At 47.3% G+C, this 16,743-nt stretch carries 12 protein-coding genes; all 12 read right to left on the bottom strand.

What is annotated here, in order from left to right:
* Window positions 1-2: 2 nt before the first annotated feature.
* Window positions 3-1,382 carry a lipopolysaccharide biosynthesis protein gene (locus MKX36_RS05770; RefSeq protein WP_016821254.1) on the bottom strand — a complete coding sequence of 460 codons (1,380 nt, stop codon included), beginning with the start codon at window positions 1,380-1,382 and terminating at the stop codon, window positions 3-5.
* Between the two features lie 5 nt (window positions 1,383-1,387).
* Window positions 1,388-2,830, bottom strand: a complete 1,443-nt coding sequence (locus MKX36_RS05765; protein ID WP_025364259.1) for an O-antigen ligase family protein — start codon at window positions 2,828-2,830, stop codon at window positions 1,388-1,390.
* A gap of 5 nt (window positions 2,831-2,835) precedes the next feature.
* A complete protein-coding gene (locus MKX36_RS05760; protein ID WP_014599532.1) occupies window positions 2,836-3,606 on the bottom strand; it encodes a WecB/TagA/CpsF family glycosyltransferase in 771 nt (256 codons plus the stop codon).
* A 4-nt stretch (window positions 3,607-3,610) separates the two neighbouring features.
* On the bottom strand, window positions 3,611-4,948 hold the full coding sequence (locus MKX36_RS05755) for an O-antigen ligase family protein (protein ID WP_013369817.1): 1,338 nt from the start codon (window positions 4,946-4,948) through the stop codon (window positions 3,611-3,613).
* A gap of 10 nt (window positions 4,949-4,958) precedes the next feature.
* Window positions 4,959-5,894: a glycosyltransferase gene (locus tag MKX36_RS05750; RefSeq protein WP_019686405.1), complete on the bottom strand. Its 936-nt coding sequence runs from the start codon at window positions 5,892-5,894 to the stop codon at window positions 4,959-4,961.
* Entirely contained in the window at window positions 5,894-6,592 is a 699-nt protein-coding gene (locus tag MKX36_RS05745) for a sugar transferase (protein ID WP_013369815.1), read from the bottom strand. The genes MKX36_RS05750 and MKX36_RS05745 overlap by 1 nt, the downstream gene beginning before the upstream one ends.
* Before the next feature lie 16 nt (window positions 6,593-6,608).
* On the bottom strand, window positions 6,609-7,499 hold the full coding sequence (gene galU, locus MKX36_RS05740) for a UTP--glucose-1-phosphate uridylyltransferase GalU (RefSeq protein WP_025364257.1): 891 nt from the start codon (window positions 7,497-7,499) through the stop codon (window positions 6,609-6,611).
* A 42-nt stretch (window positions 7,500-7,541) separates the two neighbouring features.
* Window positions 7,542-8,180 carry a CpsD/CapB family tyrosine-protein kinase gene (locus MKX36_RS05735; protein ID WP_016821260.1) on the bottom strand — a complete coding sequence of 213 codons (639 nt, stop codon included), beginning with the start codon at window positions 8,178-8,180 and terminating at the stop codon, window positions 7,542-7,544.
* The gene (locus MKX36_RS05730; protein WP_013369812.1) at window positions 8,164-8,907 is read right to left on the bottom strand and encodes a YveK family protein; all 744 of its coding nucleotides are present in this window, start codon (window positions 8,905-8,907) and stop codon (window positions 8,164-8,166) included. The genes MKX36_RS05735 and MKX36_RS05730 overlap by 17 nt, the downstream gene beginning before the upstream one ends.
* Window positions 8,908-9,184: 277 nt before the next feature.
* Window positions 9,185-9,829, bottom strand: a complete 645-nt coding sequence (locus MKX36_RS05725) for a response regulator (protein ID WP_013369811.1) — start codon at window positions 9,827-9,829, stop codon at window positions 9,185-9,187.
* A gap of 116 nt (window positions 9,830-9,945) precedes the next feature.
* Window positions 9,946-11,583, bottom strand: a complete 1,638-nt coding sequence (locus MKX36_RS05720; RefSeq protein ID WP_013369810.1) for a sensor histidine kinase — start codon at window positions 11,581-11,583, stop codon at window positions 9,946-9,948.
* A 322-nt stretch (window positions 11,584-11,905) separates the two neighbouring features.
* Window positions 11,906-16,504: a glutamate synthase large subunit gene (gene gltB, locus MKX36_RS05715; protein WP_044785745.1), complete on the bottom strand. Its 4,599-nt coding sequence runs from the start codon at window positions 16,502-16,504 to the stop codon at window positions 11,906-11,908.
* Between the last annotated feature and the right edge of the window lie 239 nt (window positions 16,505-16,743).

The following is a 16,743-nucleotide window of genomic DNA, read 5'->3' as shown; positions in this document are numbered from 1 at the left end:
ATCTAACCGTTAACTGGCTTTTTCCGGATGTAGTGTGACATCGTTGATCGGAGCCATTGAAAATCTTGTTTGGAAATAAGCAGTCTTGGAATTTTCATTTTTAGAACGAACTTAACATTACATAAAATGAAAACGAACCGTAAAATCCCCGAAGACAGCATTGCTATCCCTGCACCCGTCAATCCATATCTCGGCACGAGTATGGACAGCAATGGAATGACGAGCGCCAATCCGACACCCTGTAGAATGGTAACCAGTTTGGGCTTACCCAGTGCCATAAATTGTTGTGCCAGCACCATGGTACCTCCACTGATAGCAACCTCAAGCACCAGAAACCGGAATACCGTAAGCGCTTGTTTAAACTCTTGACCATATAACAATGTAAATACGAACGGAGCAACCAGCATTAACATCACCGCAGCCAAAAAGGTTGCCGTTGAAGTCACTCTAAATGCCCGGAATGTTATGGCCACTGCCTCTTCCTTATCCAGACCAGAGGCTTTGGGAAACAACACGACAATGATCGAGGTTGAAAATACATTCACCATCCGGGCCAGGCTGACCGCTACCGCATATAAACCGAGATCAGCAGGTCTGAGCAGACCTGCAATCAAAATCTGGTCAATGTAAGTAGAAACCTGCCCCATGAGATCATTCCCGTATGAACCCATACCGTAGGTAAAGAGATTTTTAAATTGCGTCCAGCTGTTCTTCACCTTTGGTTTGTACAGCCGAATCATTCGTATCGTGACACCGATATAGATCGGCAAGCCTGGCAGTAAGTAAGCCAATGCTGAGGTGTACGGATTCATCGTCCCCGTCAGGATCAGAATCGCCAGACCCAGCAGTGTACTTAGTGGTACCAGGTACCGGAATAAATTGTATTGTTTATATTCCGAGCGAACTTGAAGCAATGCATTATTGATCTGTGAAATCGCTATGAGCGGACACATCATCATAGAACACTGCGCGAAAAGTATGACCGATGAAGAAAAAGAGCGCAGCCAATAAGGAATTAGAAATACTCCGACGAGTGTCGCCATTCCCCCGAATACCGTAGCCAGCAGCAAGGCCAGACCATACAGCTTACCCGTTTCCTCAGGTTTCCTTTTGGCATTGTATATCAATGCAGATGGAACACCGAAGCTCATGCAGAAGGCAAGAAATTGGGACCAGTTCACCATCGCTGTCTGTTCCCCGCGTCCAGTAGGACCCAAGAATCGTGCCGTCAGCACACCAGTCAGCATATTCACGACGAGAATCAGCATACTGAATATCATCGTTTTTACTGCTGCAGAGCTGTTATCCTTGCTTTTGGCAAACCGAATCACCGTGGACCATAGTGTCCGGACAGGTGCGGATAATGCTTGTAAGTTTTGCACAGCCTTTACCTTCTTTCCGCGATGACATCTTTTGCCCATAGTCCTATTCCGATCATCATCCAGATCAAATAGCCGCGCATACCGGGGAAACCATTATCCGATATGAGACTGGCTACAGCTCCGGCCCATGTAGCCAACGCCAGTCTGATATAAGGCTGACTGGAATTCCGTTCGGCAATACGGACGAGAAGGCGCTTGATGATAACGAACAGACCACCGAAGAAAAAGAATGCTCCGCAAATACCGAAGGTGAGGAAAATGGCAATATATCCATTATCCATAATCCCAAGTTCACCGAGATCGCCGCCGTTATCAAGCTTGGTTCCGATACCTACACTCCCGATCCCCTGCCCGACCGGATTGTTAGTAATCGCCGGAAGCATTGTATGCAGTAGATCCAAACGTTCATTGTACGAATGATCCTGTTGAATATCTGTCAACGTCTGCATGCGAGCCACCAAACCTTCTGCCCCCGGAAGTTTTGGAACGATGATATAGAGAAGAAGGCCGACGATAGCAAGTTGAAACAGGGTCTTCCACTTTCCTTTGGAGGATGAGCTGAGGATGTAAGCCAGCAACATGACGAATGCAATCAGCCAGGCTGAACGTACGAGCGTGACCAAGAGACAAACGACTGTTAGCAGGACTCCAATCCATCCCAATGTGCCTCGCCACCGTTTCTCCATCAGCATTGGTACAAGTGCCATTGCCAGGAAAATAGCGCATGGACCGGGCGAGTTCATGGAAGAAAACACTCTAATTTGAAGCGGTTCTGGCACGCCAATGGAATTCATTTCCACATGATTCATCCAAAATGCATCCCAAGGAGGCACCGTCAAGTACTGAATAATGCCGTATATCGCTACTAGAACAGCAATGTTGGCGTATGAATACAGCAGTCGGTCCAACTCCTTGGCTTTCATAGGCTTAATTGCAAGATAAGGCAATAGAAGCAATGGAACCACATAATTGGCCAAATCATAAGCAAAAACAATACCATTTTTGAATAACCCGACCACACTTCCGTAGGCCAACTCTATGCCGAAAAATACAGCAATCCGGGTTAATGGCTTTTCCGCCAGATGAATACCCCGCAGCACAGGAATGATCAGCATGCTGCTTACCAGCAGCGGCGCCACGCTCAATAAGGAAACCGAGTGATACGTTCCCTCCAACCAATCTGCAATGCGGCGGATTTCCGGGCCTACTGCCCACACCACCAATGTGTAAGAAATCAATAGCCGTGATTGCAAGATCGCCAGCAGGAAGGCTGGAAAAACGATCGCCAGCAATATGGCTCCCTGCTGGCTCGTGGTGGGATTCATCTTGGCGCTGACAAATCCGATGGCGAGTGGTAGCATACAAGCCAGCACCCCCATGCCGATCATGCCGATTCCACGCCGACTTCCTAGCCAGAAGGAAATCTGCTGATCTGCCAACCGACTCATGTTTCTCACCCCTGGCCTCCCTTCATCCGCTTCCGCTTAAACATCTCTTTAAACAGCAGAACGAGGAACTGGGAATCCTCAATCAAATATCTTTTCCACAATCGTTTAGGCTCTTGAGACAACCTCCAAAACCATTCAAATCCTGTCTTCTGCATCAGCTCCGGTGCTCTCTTTACATTTCCCGACAGGAAATCAAAGGTCGCTCCCACCCCAATCGAAACTGGAGCACGGTAAGTCTCATAATATCTGTAAATCCATTTTTCCTGCTTCGGTGCTCCTACACCTACAAAAACGATGTCTGGGCGAGCCTCTTGAAGCAACTGGATAATGTATCTGTTCTCCTCTTCGTTTTTCTCAAAACCATAAGAAGGAGAATAGCAGCCTACTACATTCATGTTTGGATAGGATTCCTGGAGATTAAGCATAGCCTTCTCAGGAATACCGTCAGCTGCACCCAGAAAAAACAAGCGATAGCCCCGATCCTCAAAAGCCTCTCCCAGCCGGGTGAACAAATCGGACCCTGACACTTTTTGTTTGAGGGGCTTTTTCAGCAACTTAGACGCCCAAATGATAGGCATTCCATCGGCCACTACAGCTCCGGCATCCGAATACACCTTGCGGAATTCATCATCCTTACGAAGCTTGATCACATGATCGACATTACAGGTCAAAATGTAGGAATGACGCTGATGCTCAATAGAAGTATCTATAAATTCGAGTAGATCATTAAAATCGTAATTATCAAAGTTGACATCGAACATGTTCACTCTGCTCATCGTATCACTTCTCTTTGCGAAAATCGGTTTGAGTAGATGTCTGGTATAATGCGTTCAAATACCAGCAAAACGGAATAATCATCTGAACCGTCGACAACGTATTATCTGAAAACGAGTAGATCAAAAAACCTGCAATTAAAGTTGCAAAATAAGGTTTGATAGACTTGGCAAGTGACCGGTAAATGAGAGCGAACACGATCAGTAATGAAAGCATTAATAGCCCGCAACCGATATATCCGGTATCAAAATAAAATCGTATATACTCGTTATGCGGTACAACAAAACCATTGAATAACGTCCCGTCGTTCGCAACCGTTACCGCGCCAAGGCCTCTGCCTGACCAAGGGTAATCATGTACTCTGTTCAAAAAATATTCCCATGCCTCCGAGCGTCCCGATAGGTCAATGCCTGTGTCGGTCTCCCGTTCGAAGGAGCGTTTTTTTAAATTGTTCCATTGTAGGGCCACCGCCCCCAGAGCAACCAAAAACGATCCGGCCAGCGGTAGCAAATAATTGACTTTTCCCTTGAGGTACTGACGGGCAATATCAAACAGATACACAGCAAACATTAATAACAATGCCAGAATCGGCCCACGTGTACCGGTGGCGATCAGGATTAGAAAGTTCAGGGCCAACACCGTGTAATAAAAAGCAGCTTGCCTAGGTTTGCGCTTGACCTCAATCAGAGAGACGGCAATTCCGAGAAAGGAGAGCATTGCCAAATGCGGCGGTATGTTCGCTCCTTGTACTCTGACTGCGCCCGTAAATTCCACATCCGTAAATGAGTGCAATCCTAAAACCTGCAAGCCTAATCCAATGACCACACTAATAATCGGCAACAGGCTAATCAGTCGAATATGCTTTTCCGCCACATCCTTTTTCCACTGGATCAGTAAAAAAAAGAAGGGCAGTGATAGTCCCACGAACGCCTTGACGGCAATCGAGGTCGTTAACAAAGGCAGCCATGCTGAAAATCCAAATGTAATCCCCAGCATGATCACCAATGCCCAGACTGGATAGCTGAACTTGAGACGAATGCCATACACGAGCATGCAGGGCACTAGCAGAGCCAAAATGCCCAATTTGTACAATGACAATATCTCAATGCCGAACACGCCACCCTGATACAGAGAATCGACCGAGACCGCTGTGCTTAGCAAAACCGCATAGCTAATGCGCTCTGGATGATGGATAGAGACAGCCAACAAAAGCAGTAAGCATACCGCCGCAATACTGACCACAGGTTGATAGGTAGCTGCAATTCCTACAGCAAGAGCGCCTAGTAGAAAAATAAAAACATGCTGTATCGTGTTTATTCTGGAAGTCCAAGGATAGTTACTCATGTTCAATTTTTCACCCCGCAGCTGACTCGCTTTTCCGGTTGCGCAGTGTATCCAGCGTTCCGCGGATATTTTCAAGCCTGCACCGGTTCAACAGCTTCCTGCCCTCAGTACGTGCCAGCAGGGAATCCACCGTGATGTATAACACTTTGGCTGCCACTTTTGCCATCAGCACCGCGTTGCCGCGCAGACCTGTAGCTTGAGCAGCATTAGACATGCCCTGACAATAGTAGCGATTCAAAATCCATTCTCTCGTTAAGCGTGAAGCCGGAACAAAATGTTCTACAGCCATGTGCGGATGATACATAATCGTTCCACCATTTTTACGGATTTGCTCGAATACCCACGATTCTTCACCAGATAGTAGGATATCTCCCTTTCTGCCCAAGTGAAGCGGGAACATGACGGCGGCGAAAGCCGTTTTGCGCATAGCCATATTCGCTCCAAATGGATTCAGGCCCGCTGGATATTCCCGAACGGATTTCCCCAGATCAATAATCGTGTAAGGCAGTTCAAGCGGCCCTGTCAACCAGTTCGGGCGTTCCGTCTCAAACTTAGGATCAATCTTCCCACCCATAGCCGTTAGCTCGGGATTGTTCCCAAAGGCCGACATAATCGTTTGCAGCCATGTAACACACGGAATTGCATCATCATCCAGAAAAGCAATGACGTCTGCTTTTGATAACGTAATGCCAGCATTACGAGCGGCAGACAGTCCTTGTTCGCGCTCATAATGATACCGAAGATGAATATGCTGACCATGCGCAACGGTGAATCTTTTGATCGTCGCTGCTGTATGATCGGTGGATCGGTTATCGACCACAATGATCTCAGCCAGTGCAAGGTCTTCCAGCTTCAGTAGAGACATTAACGTTTTCTCCAGCAGGTCCGCCCGGTTATAGGTGCAAATAACGACGGACACTGCGGGACATCGCTTAAATGCATCCATCAGTAAGCATCCTTGGAGAACAGCATTTTAACGCCTGTTTTCATGATGATTTTCAGATCGAGCCACGTATTGCGAACATGAATATACTTCAAATCCATTTGCACCATTTCTTCGAAGCCTACACTGTTACGTGCGCTCACCTGCCAGTAACCCGTACATCCCGGTGTTACAATCAGGCGCTGCTTGTCATAATCGGAGTATTGCTCAACCTCGCTGGGCAACGGCGGACGCGGACCGACTAAAGTCATGTCTCCAACCAACACATTCCACAGCTGCGGAATCTCATCAATACTCGTCTTGCGCAGAAAACTGCCAATTTTCGTGATCCGAGGATCGTTTTTAATTTTGAACATGGCGCCGCTCACTTCATTCAGCTCCATCAGGTCCTTTTTCAGTTCCTCGGCATTGGACACCATTGAACGGAATTTATACATATCGAATAACTTCTCATTCTTGCCCACCCGAGTTTGCTTGAAAAACACACTTCCCTTTGGGTCTTCGAGCTTAATCAGAATGGCCACCACTGCAAACAATGGAAGCAATACGATTAAGCCCACAAAAGACAGCAGCATATCAAGGAGGCGTTTTGTGACCAGGTAGGACGTTTTATCCTGAATTTGTGTATTTCCGTATGGCATGTAAAACGCTTTACCTGACATGACAGCCTCGCCATCCTCCGGTAAATTTTCCATGCTCATGCTGACGTACCTCCTCTCAACCCGCTGTGGTTGCTTTCTCGGTTTTTTTCAGCCATTCATTCATGGCCTCCATAACCGGATACTTCAAATCATCGCTGGCAAGTGCAAATTCAAGAGTGGTTAAAATATATCCAAGACGTTCACCTACGTCATAACGCGTGCCTTCAAAGTCGTAGGCGTAAACACGTTCACTCTGATTCAGCTTTTGGATCGCATCCGTCAACTGAATTTCGCCGCCAGCTCCTTTTTCCTGAAGATCAAGATATTTGAAAATTTTCGGCGAGAACACATATCGACCCATAATAGCCAAATCGGATGGGGCTGTGCCTGGAGCCGGTTTTTCAATAAAATTATTCACTCGGTACAATCGTCCGTCCTGTTGGTCCGGTTCAATGATGCCATACCGGTTCGTGAATTCCTGTGGTACCCGCTGCACACCGATCACAGAGTTTTGTGTTTCCTCATATTGATCCATCAGCTGGCGCAGGCAAGGTTTTTGACCTGTTACGATATCGTCGCCCAGCAGCACACCAAATGGCTCGTCCCCGATAAAGCGTCTTGCGCACCATACCGCATGTCCAAGACCTTTGGGTTCTTTCTGGCGAATGTAATGAATTTCCACGCCTGAAGAACGCTGTACTTCCTCCAGAAGCTTTAGCTTACCGTCCTCGAGCAGTTTGGATTCCAGCTCAAATGCGTTGTCAAAGTGGTCCTCAATGGCACGTTTACCTTTACCCGTAACGATAATGATGTCCTCGATACCAGAAGCAATAGCTTCTTCCACGATATATTGAATCGTAGGCTTATTGATAATCGGGAGCATTTCCTTAGGCATTGCTTTGGTGGCAGGGAGGAAGCGCGTTCCCAATCCTGCTGCTGGAATAATGGCCTTTTTCACTTTTTTCATCATCGCACTCATTCTCCTTGCTTCATCGAATTTTGGTGTTGCTTACTTCACCTGATTCATCACAATTCCAACCAGCGTCGCGCTAGCCTGCTCCATGAGTTGCTTCGTTTTGCGTAGATCTTCCCGTTTGGTCCGGCCATGTTTGGCAACGAGAATCACACCATCCGTCAAGCCTGCAATCAGGCGAGCATCCGTATAATTCAGCGCTGGCGCCGAATCGAGTAATATGATGTCATATTCACGTTTGAGCTCTTCCAACAGCTCTGCCATACGTTCGCTACCGAGCAGATCTGCTGCGTTATACAGACTGTCCCCACCAGGAACAACCGATAGTTCCAGTCCACCATGCCTAACGATAGATTTGGAAGAAGCCCCACCGCGCAAATAAGCCGATAGACCTCCGGTATTCTCCATTCCGAATATCTCGTGCAGCGCTGGTTTATGCAGATTGCAATCCACCAGAGCCACCTTCTTGCCTTCTTGAGCAAAGGAAACTCCGATGTTGGCGATCATTGTTGTTTTCCCCGCTCCGCTTTCCGGCGAGGTTAACAAAAGAACCGTCCCACGGTCCTTTTGCCCGACCACCTGCTGCCGGATGTATGTACGGAGGGATCGAAATGATTCCGAGATATACGATGATGGATTACTTTCTGTAATCAACATGTCATTCAATCGCAGCATATTTACGCTCCCCTACCCGTTCTTTGGAATTTCCGGCCACTCCATCGATGTCCTTCTTGCGAATGACGGGAATCGATGCAATTACCGGAATGCCGATGTCTGCATCCGCTTCTTTTTCCGTGCGCAGCGTGCCGTTAATGCTTTCCAGGAACACAATCGTGCCCAGCGCAATCATTAGCGATACGAGAAAACTAATCGCAATATTCATGAGCGGATTCCCATTAATCGGGTCAGGATTGGCTTGCGGGTCCGCTTCATTTAAAATTTTCACATTATTTAATTCCATCAATCCCGGAACCGTCTGCACGAATTTCTGGGTTACTGCGTTTACAACCGCTGCGGCCTGGGGATAATTCCCTGCCTCAAACGTCAAGCCGATTACCTGACTTTTATCCGAGGATTTAATTTGCAGCTTCTCTGCCAACTTTTGCGACGTCAAATTGAACTCAGGATGAGTCGCTACCACAGCGTCCATAATTTTAGGTGAAGTGAGAATTTGCTTGTAGCTTTCCACCAAATTAAGACTTGTGTTGACGTCATTCAGATTGTTACTCCCCTGCTTGGCGGAAATATGATTAACCAGCAGTTGGCTTGAAGCGGAGTAGACTGGCTTTACGACATTGTCGCTCACAATGTAAGTCGTTACACATGAGAGAATGACAAAAATCGCAATCAGCCACAATCTTTTTTTGATCAGGACTAGATAATCCAAAATGGTTTTCTCCACAAAAATCCTCCCTCCCATACAATTCCTCTTCTTATTTTAAGTATGATCTAATTGTAACAATCCGTTGTATTAACGACATGGAACCGAACGGCACTTTCTCCCTCACTACAGAGGAAGGGAGATGTATACTTTTGGACACGGCATGGTATACTTTTGTACCATACTTTGTCGATTATGGTAAATACACAAGAAAAAATCCTCAAAACCACCAAAGTTGGTGATTTTGAGGATTTCTCTATACCACTCGCATATTGAAACTACTGCGTAGCTTATGGGGTTAGCGCATCATCATATTGGTTGGCTCGTACTTCGCTAGACCAATCGCATTGGCATATAATGCTGCCTGCGTACGATCTGCCAGTCGCAGCTTGGCCAAGATCTGACTGACATGCTTTTTGACGGTGAACTCACTGATAAATAACCGGGATGCTATTTCACGATTGCAAGCCCCTTGTCCCAGCTCGACCAGCACTTCCTTTTCCTTGGGTGTCAGGTCGTCCGTGAGATTGCCCGCATCTTCACGCAGTTTATTTTCGAGAATAGCCGGATCATAATATTTGCGTCCTTTGTTGACAAGATGAATCGCGTAAATTAGTTCCTCAGGCAAAGCCTCCTTAAGCACGTAACCGTCCACAGAGGCTTCCTCCGCTTTCAGAAAATCTTCACGTGTTGCAGAAGAGGTCAGCAAAATAAATTTGCTTCTGAACCCGCGTCCGCGCGCTATCTTGATAATATCCAGACCTGATTCATCAGCTAATTTCAAATCCAGCAGCACCAAATCCGGATCCGTTTCCTCGATCACGGCAAGTGCTTCCTGTTGATTCTGGGCCTCTCCCGCGAACTGAACATTGGGCTGCATGGATATAACCGCAGCGAGTCCTTTCCGTACTAAAGGATGATCATCGACAATGACAATTTTCATGATTCGGCCTCCTGTCTACAGTTCAGGATTTGCATAATCCCTATGTATCCGATTGTTACCGCAGATTTTGTATTGCAGAATGTTCACACAATTTATTTAAGGATTTTGTAAAATCCTCATTCATAAGCATTTACCGGAATGGACAATCGGATCTGTGTTCCCTCTCCGATTCGACTTGAAATATCAAATTCGCCTCCCATCGATTGAGCTAAATATTCCATATTCATCATGCCCAGGCCCCCGCCTGCACTGACCGCCTCACCTCCTGCTACCATTCTCGCCGTCTCAAACCCTACTCCGTCGTCATGAATAGACAGTCTAATCACTTGGGGCGTCAATTTTAACTTCACATCAATTCGCTTAGCCAATCCATGACGGATTGCGTTCCCCGCCGCTTCGGAAATGATGCGGAACAAAGCCTTTTGGTACAAATACGGAAGTGAATAATGATCACCATGGATGTCAAAATCAATTTGTACATGGTTCAGCTTGGAGAGTGTATGCAGATGACTTTTCACCGTCCCCAACCAAGTTGATCCTCCGCTTTTTTTCGAGCTTAGACTATGAATTGCCCCCTTCAGCTCTCTAACCGCTTGATTGGCCGATTGCTGAATTAGATCAATTTGTTCCTCCACCTGCTCCTTAGGCTGATGGCACCAAGTCTGCCGGAGAGAATGCGTTGCATACACAATACCAAAAAGACTTTGTGAAACATTGTCATGCATTTCATTTGCAATCCGGTTCTGCTCATTCGTCACAATCAACTGATTCTCAATACGCTCCAGCTCATAGCGTTCCAAAAACACAGCACTCAGCTCAGCTAAGAATATCAGTTGTTGCACAAGCCAGCGTCTTCCTGTCAAACTTTGATCCGGTCCCAGCTTGAGGCCAATCGTCGCTACAAAGCGGGTCGTCATCGGTACGGTGATCATGAGAAAGTCGCCCCATTCCGGCAGATGTCTGAAAAATGGTTCGCGCTCTTCCCTGAACTCCTCCCGGTAATTCTCCAGTTCCTCGAATAGCTGTTCCTCTTCCTCTACCGTCCAGCCTGTCTGGCTGCTTGCCGGCGCATCTTCCTCCTGACTATCTAGCCAGAAAAATGCACGGCTCTGCTTGGTTAACTTGACAGTGTAATCCGAGATGACCTGACCTAGATTTAATGCCTCATTATGGCTGGTCGTCTCCATGATGTGGTAAATCGACTTGATATGATCCATCGTCTCATTGGCTTGTTCTTTAGCCACCTTCAGTTCGTCCTTCATGACGCGAATAACCTGCATTGCCATAGTGGTTACGATCAATACCAGAAACAGATTAATGTTCTGCAATATAAGATCCCACAAAAAATATTGACCTGGTGTAAAAAAGATATAACAAAATGTGAGCACCAAACCGATATAAGAAAGTAGGAGCGTCCAGCTGTACCTCATAGATAGATGAGCACAAGCTACCAGCATGGGAGTAATCACATACCATTTGAACGGGCTATTGATCCCTCCGGTCGGGAATAACAGCAAAATGATCCCTGCGGTTTCTAGTGCAATACTGCATTTCAATACCATATCATGAAGTCTGTATTTACGGTAAATCCAAGTAAATGCTGTAACGGATAAAAATAGAAAAACAATCAGTAATAGCTTTTGCCATACCATTAATCTAGATGTTTCGAACAGAAAAACAAGTGATGTTAAAGATAATGATACATAACGGTATAAAAAAATCATTTTGTCTTCTGCTGACTTCTTCAACTTCATCCTGTCACCCTATTCTGTGTTTTGAAGGGACGATGGGCATATTAGGTTTGTTTGCGTACTCTAAAAAAATCATAACCAATCCAAAAATAAATAACAAGACATAAACTCTTACGTAAACGGTTACATTCCAAAAAATTTGGTACTTTTTATAACATATTTACCGTTTCAGGAAAACATTTTGGGGGTAATGTCAGAATTTATGACGTTTGTCAAGGTAATAAATCACATTTTTATCAGCCTAAAAAAAGGACTTGCTGGCACCGCCGTGACTATAACAGCGGTATTCAGCAAGTCCTTTTTAGTGAATTTGGCGGTCTGCTTTTTAGCCCCCGGTACGCGCCAACTCACGCATATTGGCTTCAAATGCTGCCAGTAGAGCTTCATCCCCGCTCAAACCGGTCGCCTCTTCTTTTTGGATCTGTTCAACCATACGCTTGTAATCCTTTGGAATCACCCGTACAAATTGCTGAATCGCAGTCTGCCATTCATCCAAAATACGTTGTCCTGCTTCACTACCCGTGTAAGTGACATGGCGCTGAATTAAGCCGCGCAAATCCGCTGCTTCTGCAGGGTCCTCCACATCTTCCAGCAACACCATCTCCAGATTACAACGGCTCAGGAACGTTCCTTCAGGATCATAGACGTATGCAATACCTCCGGACATCCCGGCTCCAAAGTTCCGTCCGGTTCCACCCAATACAGCTACACGTCCGCCCGTCATGTATTCGCAGCCATGATCACCAACGCCCTCAACAACAATACGTGCGCCGGAATTCCGAACGGCAAAGCGCTCGCCTGCGATTCCGTTAATATAAGCTTCACCACTGGTCGCTCCATACAAGGCTGTATTCCCGATAATAATGTTCTCTTCAGCCTTAAAGGTCGCTTTGTGAGATTTCTTTACAATAACTTTACCGCCAGATAGCCCTTTACCGACATAGTCATTGCTATCGCCTTCGACGCTCAACGTGATACCTTTCGGAATAAAGGCTCCGAAGCTCTGACCTGCCGATCCAATGAAGTTAAAGCGAATCGTATCCTCAGGCAGACCTGCCGCCCCATACTTACGTGTAACCTCGCTGCCCAGAATCGTACCTACCGCCCGATTCACGTTAGTAATAGGCAAGGTACCCTCCACAGGCGTTCCGCTCTCCAGTGCTTCCGCAGCCATCGGTACGAGCTTCTGCATATCAAGTGTTTCTTCCAGACCGTGGTTTTGGCGCTGTACACGGTAACGTACACTTCCATCTTCCAACTCAGGAACATGCAGCAGCAAGCTCAGGTCTACGCCCTTCTTCTTCCAGTGCGAATCGGCGTTCACGGTATCCAGACAATCCGTACGGCCAATCATTTCCTGAATCGTGCGGAATCCCAGCTCCGCCATAATTTCACGGACATCTTCTGCGATGAAACGCATAAAATTCACCACATGGGCTGGATCACCCATATAATTTTTGCGCAACTCTGGATTCTGCGTAGCCACACCCACCGGACAGGTATCCATTTGGCATACCCGCATCATAATACAGCCCAACGCTACGAGCGGCGCTGTGGAGAAGCCGTATTCTTCCGCACCCAACAGGGCAGCTACGACCAAATCACGTCCAGACAGCATCTTACCGTCTGTCTCCAGTACCACGCGGTCGCGCAGGTTGTTCAGCATGAGCGTCTGATGCGTCTCAGCCAGCCCCAGCTCCCACGGCATACCCGCATGGCGGATGGAGCCTTGCGGGGAAGCGCCTGTACCACCGTCATAACCGCTGACCAGAATAATGTCAGCACGGCCTTTGGCTACCCCTGTAGCAATCGTGCCTACACCTACCTCTGATACCAGCTTTACGTTAATATCAGCACGTGGATTGGCGTTTTTGAGATCATAGATGAGCTCTGCCAAATCCTCGATAGAATAAATATCGTGATGCGGTGGTGGCGAAATCAGGCCTACTCCTGGCGTTGAACCGCGTACCTCGGCGACCCAAGGATACACCTTGCGTCCTGGTAGTTGCCCACCTTCGCCCGGCTTCGCGCCTTGCGCCATTTTAATCTGAATTTCGTCAGCATTCACCAAGTAGTTCGACGTGACACCAAATCGGCCAGATGCCACCTGCTTGATCGAACTGCGACGTGAATCACCATTAGCATCCGGGATGAAACGCGCAGGGTTTTCCCCGCCCTCACCCGTGTTGCTCTTGCCACCGATCCGATTCATCGCAATCGCCAAATCTTCATGCGCTTCCTGGCTAATGGAGCCAAAAGACATAGCCCCTGTTTTAAAGCGACGCATAATCGATGCAGCAGATTCCACTTCATCCAGCGGCACAGGCTCACCAGCAGGCTTCAATTGAAGCATGGAACGAATCGTCAAATGTTGTTCAGATTCACCCTGTACCAGCTTGGTATACTTCTTGTAAAGCTCGTAGTCTCCCGAGCGAACCGACTGCTGGAGTAAATGCACTGTTTGCGGGTTAAACAAGTGCTCTTCTCCATCGTTGCGCCATTGGTATTCGCCGCCCGAATCGAGCACCTTGTCATTGCCGTCCTTATCAGTGAAAGCACGGTTATGGTGGGCCAGCGCTTCCATCGTCACTTCCTCCAGACCAATACCGCCAATGCGGGAAGGCGTCCATGTGAAATAACGGTCAACGAAATCCTGCTTCAGACCTACGGCCTCGAAAATTTGCGCTCCACGGTACGACTGAATCGTGGAAATACCCATTTTGGACAATATTTTAACGACACCCTTGGTTGCCGCTTTAATATAATTTTTAACTGCCTTTTCGTGCGAGATGCCGCGCAGCAAGCCCTGTTGAATCATGACATCCAGCGTTTCAAACGCCAGATACGGATTAACCGCGCTCACACCGTAGCCCAAAAGCACCGCATAATGGTGAATATCTCTTGGCTCCCCGGATTCCAGCAAAATGCTCACACGTGTGCGTGTACCCTGCTTAATCAGATGGTGATGCAGGCTGGAAACAGCTAGCAACGCCGGAATGGCTGCATTTTCTGCGTCCACTCCACGGTCAGACAGAATCAGAATGTTATGACCTTTGTCAATGACACGGTCAGCCGCCTCAAACAGTCCTTCCAGCGCCTTGTACAGGCCCTCAGCACCTTCTTTTGCTTCAAAGAAGATCGGAATGGTCATGGATTTGAAGCCTGGACGGTGTACGTGACGAATTTTAGCAAACTCTTCATTCGACAGCACCGGCGAATCCAACCGAATCTGGCGACAGCTTTCCGGTTCTGGGTGCAGTAAATTGCGCTCTGGTCCAATCGTCGTTGCAGTTGACGTCACTATTTCTTCACGAATGGCGTCAATCGGCGGGTTGGTAACCTGAGCAAACATTTGTTTAAAGTAATTGTACAAACGTTGCGGACGGTCAGACAATACCGCCAATGGAGCATCATACCCCATTGAGCCAATCGGTTCCGCACCTGTAAGTGCCATCGGCTCCAGAAGTTTGCGTAGTTCTTCAAACGTATATCCAAAAGCGAGCTGAAGCTGATTTACATTTTCATGTTTCGGTTCTGGCTGCTCCAGTGCTTCAGGCAGATCATCCAGATCAATCAAATGCTCATCCAGCCACTGCTGATAAGGTTCTTCGGATGCAATGCGCTCCTTTAACTCTTCATCAGAAACGATGCGACCTTCTTGGGTATCCACCAGGAGCATACGCCCTGGACGGAGACGATCCTTATAAAGCACATTTTCAGGAGCAATATCCAAAACGCCCGCCTCAGATGACAGTGCAATCAGATCGTCCTTGGTCACATAGTAACGTGCAGGACGCAGGCCGTTGCGGTCAAGAATCGCCCCGATTTGGATACCGTCTGTAAACGCCATCGCAGCAGGTCCGTCCCACGGCTCCATCATGGTGCTATGATATTCATAAAATGCCCGCTTCTTCGGGTCCATGGTCTCATGCTTGTTCCAAGGCTCAGGTACCATCATCATGGCTACATGAGGAAGCGAACGTCCACTCAGATACAGAAATTCCAGCGTATTATCAAACATAGCTGTATCCGAGCCATCTGGGTTGATGACAGGTTTAACCTTCTTGATATCGTTGCCAAACGCTTCACTTTCAAACTGTGCCTGACGCGCATGCATCCAGTTTACGTTGCCGCGCATGGTATTAATTTCACCGTTGTGAATCATAAAACGATAAGGATGCGCACGGTCCCAGCTCGGGAACGTATTCGTACTAAAACGGGAATGGACCAGCGCGATCGCCGATGTCACCCGCTCATCCTGCAAATCCAGATAAAATTTACCTACCTGCTCGGTTGTCAGCATTCCTTTGTATACAACCTTGCGACATGACAAACTTGGAATATAGAACGACTCACCATTCATATCCTCTTGGTTATAGCGAATAGCAAGCTCTGCACGTTTACGAATGACATACAGTTTCCGTTCAAAATCCAGTTCTTCCTTCAAATCGCTACTGCGGCCGATGAACACCTGACGTACGCCAGGTTTAGCTGCTTTTGCCGATTTACCCAGCATTTCGTCATACGTTGGAACATCGCGAAAGCCCAGACAGTTCTGGCCCTCGTCCACAATGATTTCTCTAAGCTTCTGCTCATGCAGCTCACGAACTTTTGGATCATTGGATACAAAAAGCATACCCACGCCATATTGTCCGGCCTTTGGCAATTTGAAGCCCAATCGCTCCGCTTCCTCTTGAAAAAACAGATGCGGAACCTGAATCATGATCCCTGCTCCGTCACCGGAGTTTGGTTCACTTCCCTGACCGCCCCGATGCTCCATGTTTACGAGCATGGTCAAAGCCTGACTTACAATATCGTGCGATGGTTTTCCCTTGATGTGGGCAACAAAGCCCATGCCGCAGGCGTCTTTTTCGAATTGGGGATCATATAGTCCCTGTTTGGGTGGTAAACCTGTCTGTCTCATGGAATGCAACCTTTCTGTTATAAAGTCATGCTGGCCTGAAATACAGGCGGCCGAATAGAAGACAGTGGCAACAAGAGGTAAATCAAAGAACAACTACGAGGAATGGGGGACAAAAAACATAAGACGTATTCAAGGCGGTACGGTCCGCCGAATGCGCATGTTTTTCAATAATTATGCAATGGCTTGACTTGAAAAACACGTCGATTCCACTGATGAATCTAATTAGTTCTATCATTTTA

The sequence above is a fragment of the Paenibacillus sp. FSL W8-0439 genome, from assembly GCF_038008995.1.
In the GTDB taxonomy this organism is placed as follows: domain Bacteria; phylum Bacillota; class Bacilli; order Paenibacillales; family Paenibacillaceae; genus Paenibacillus; species Paenibacillus polymyxa.
The sequence above is the reverse complement of the archived record's forward strand: the minus strand, read 5'-3'. Positions and strand labels throughout refer to the sequence as shown.

Bases quoted from the DNA above. Each gene is read 5' to 3' on its own strand.
- MKX36_RS05765 (WP_025364259.1), bottom strand. From the start codon at position 2,830: ATGAGTCGGTTGGCAGATCAGCAGATTTCCTTCTGGCTAGGAAGTCGG.
- MKX36_RS05760 (WP_014599532.1), bottom strand. From the start codon at position 3,606: ATGAGCAGAGTGAACATGTTCGATGTCAACTTTGATAATTACGATTTT.
- MKX36_RS05755 (WP_013369817.1), bottom strand. From the start codon at position 4,948: ATGAGTAACTATCCTTGGACTTCCAGAATAAACACGATACAGCATGTT.
- MKX36_RS05750 (WP_019686405.1), bottom strand. From the start codon at position 5,894: ATGGATGCATTTAAGCGATGTCCCGCAGTGTCCGTCGTTATTTGCACC.
- MKX36_RS05745 (WP_013369815.1), bottom strand. From the start codon at position 6,592: ATGAGCATGGAAAATTTACCGGAGGATGGCGAGGCTGTCATGTCAGGT.
- galU (WP_025364257.1), bottom strand. From the start codon at position 7,499: ATGAAAAAAGTGAAAAAGGCCATTATTCCAGCAGCAGGATTGGGAACG.
- MKX36_RS05735 (WP_016821260.1), bottom strand. From the start codon at position 8,180: ATGCTGCGATTGAATGACATGTTGATTACAGAAAGTAATCCATCATCG.
- MKX36_RS05725 (WP_013369811.1), bottom strand. From the start codon at position 9,829: ATGAAAATTGTCATTGTCGATGATCATCCTTTAGTACGGAAAGGACTC.
- MKX36_RS05720 (WP_013369810.1), bottom strand. From the start codon at position 11,583: ATGAAGTTGAAGAAGTCAGCAGAAGACAAAATGATTTTTTTATACCGT.
- gltB (WP_044785745.1), bottom strand. From the start codon at position 16,504: ATGAGACAGACAGGTTTACCACCCAAACAGGGACTATATGATCCCCAA.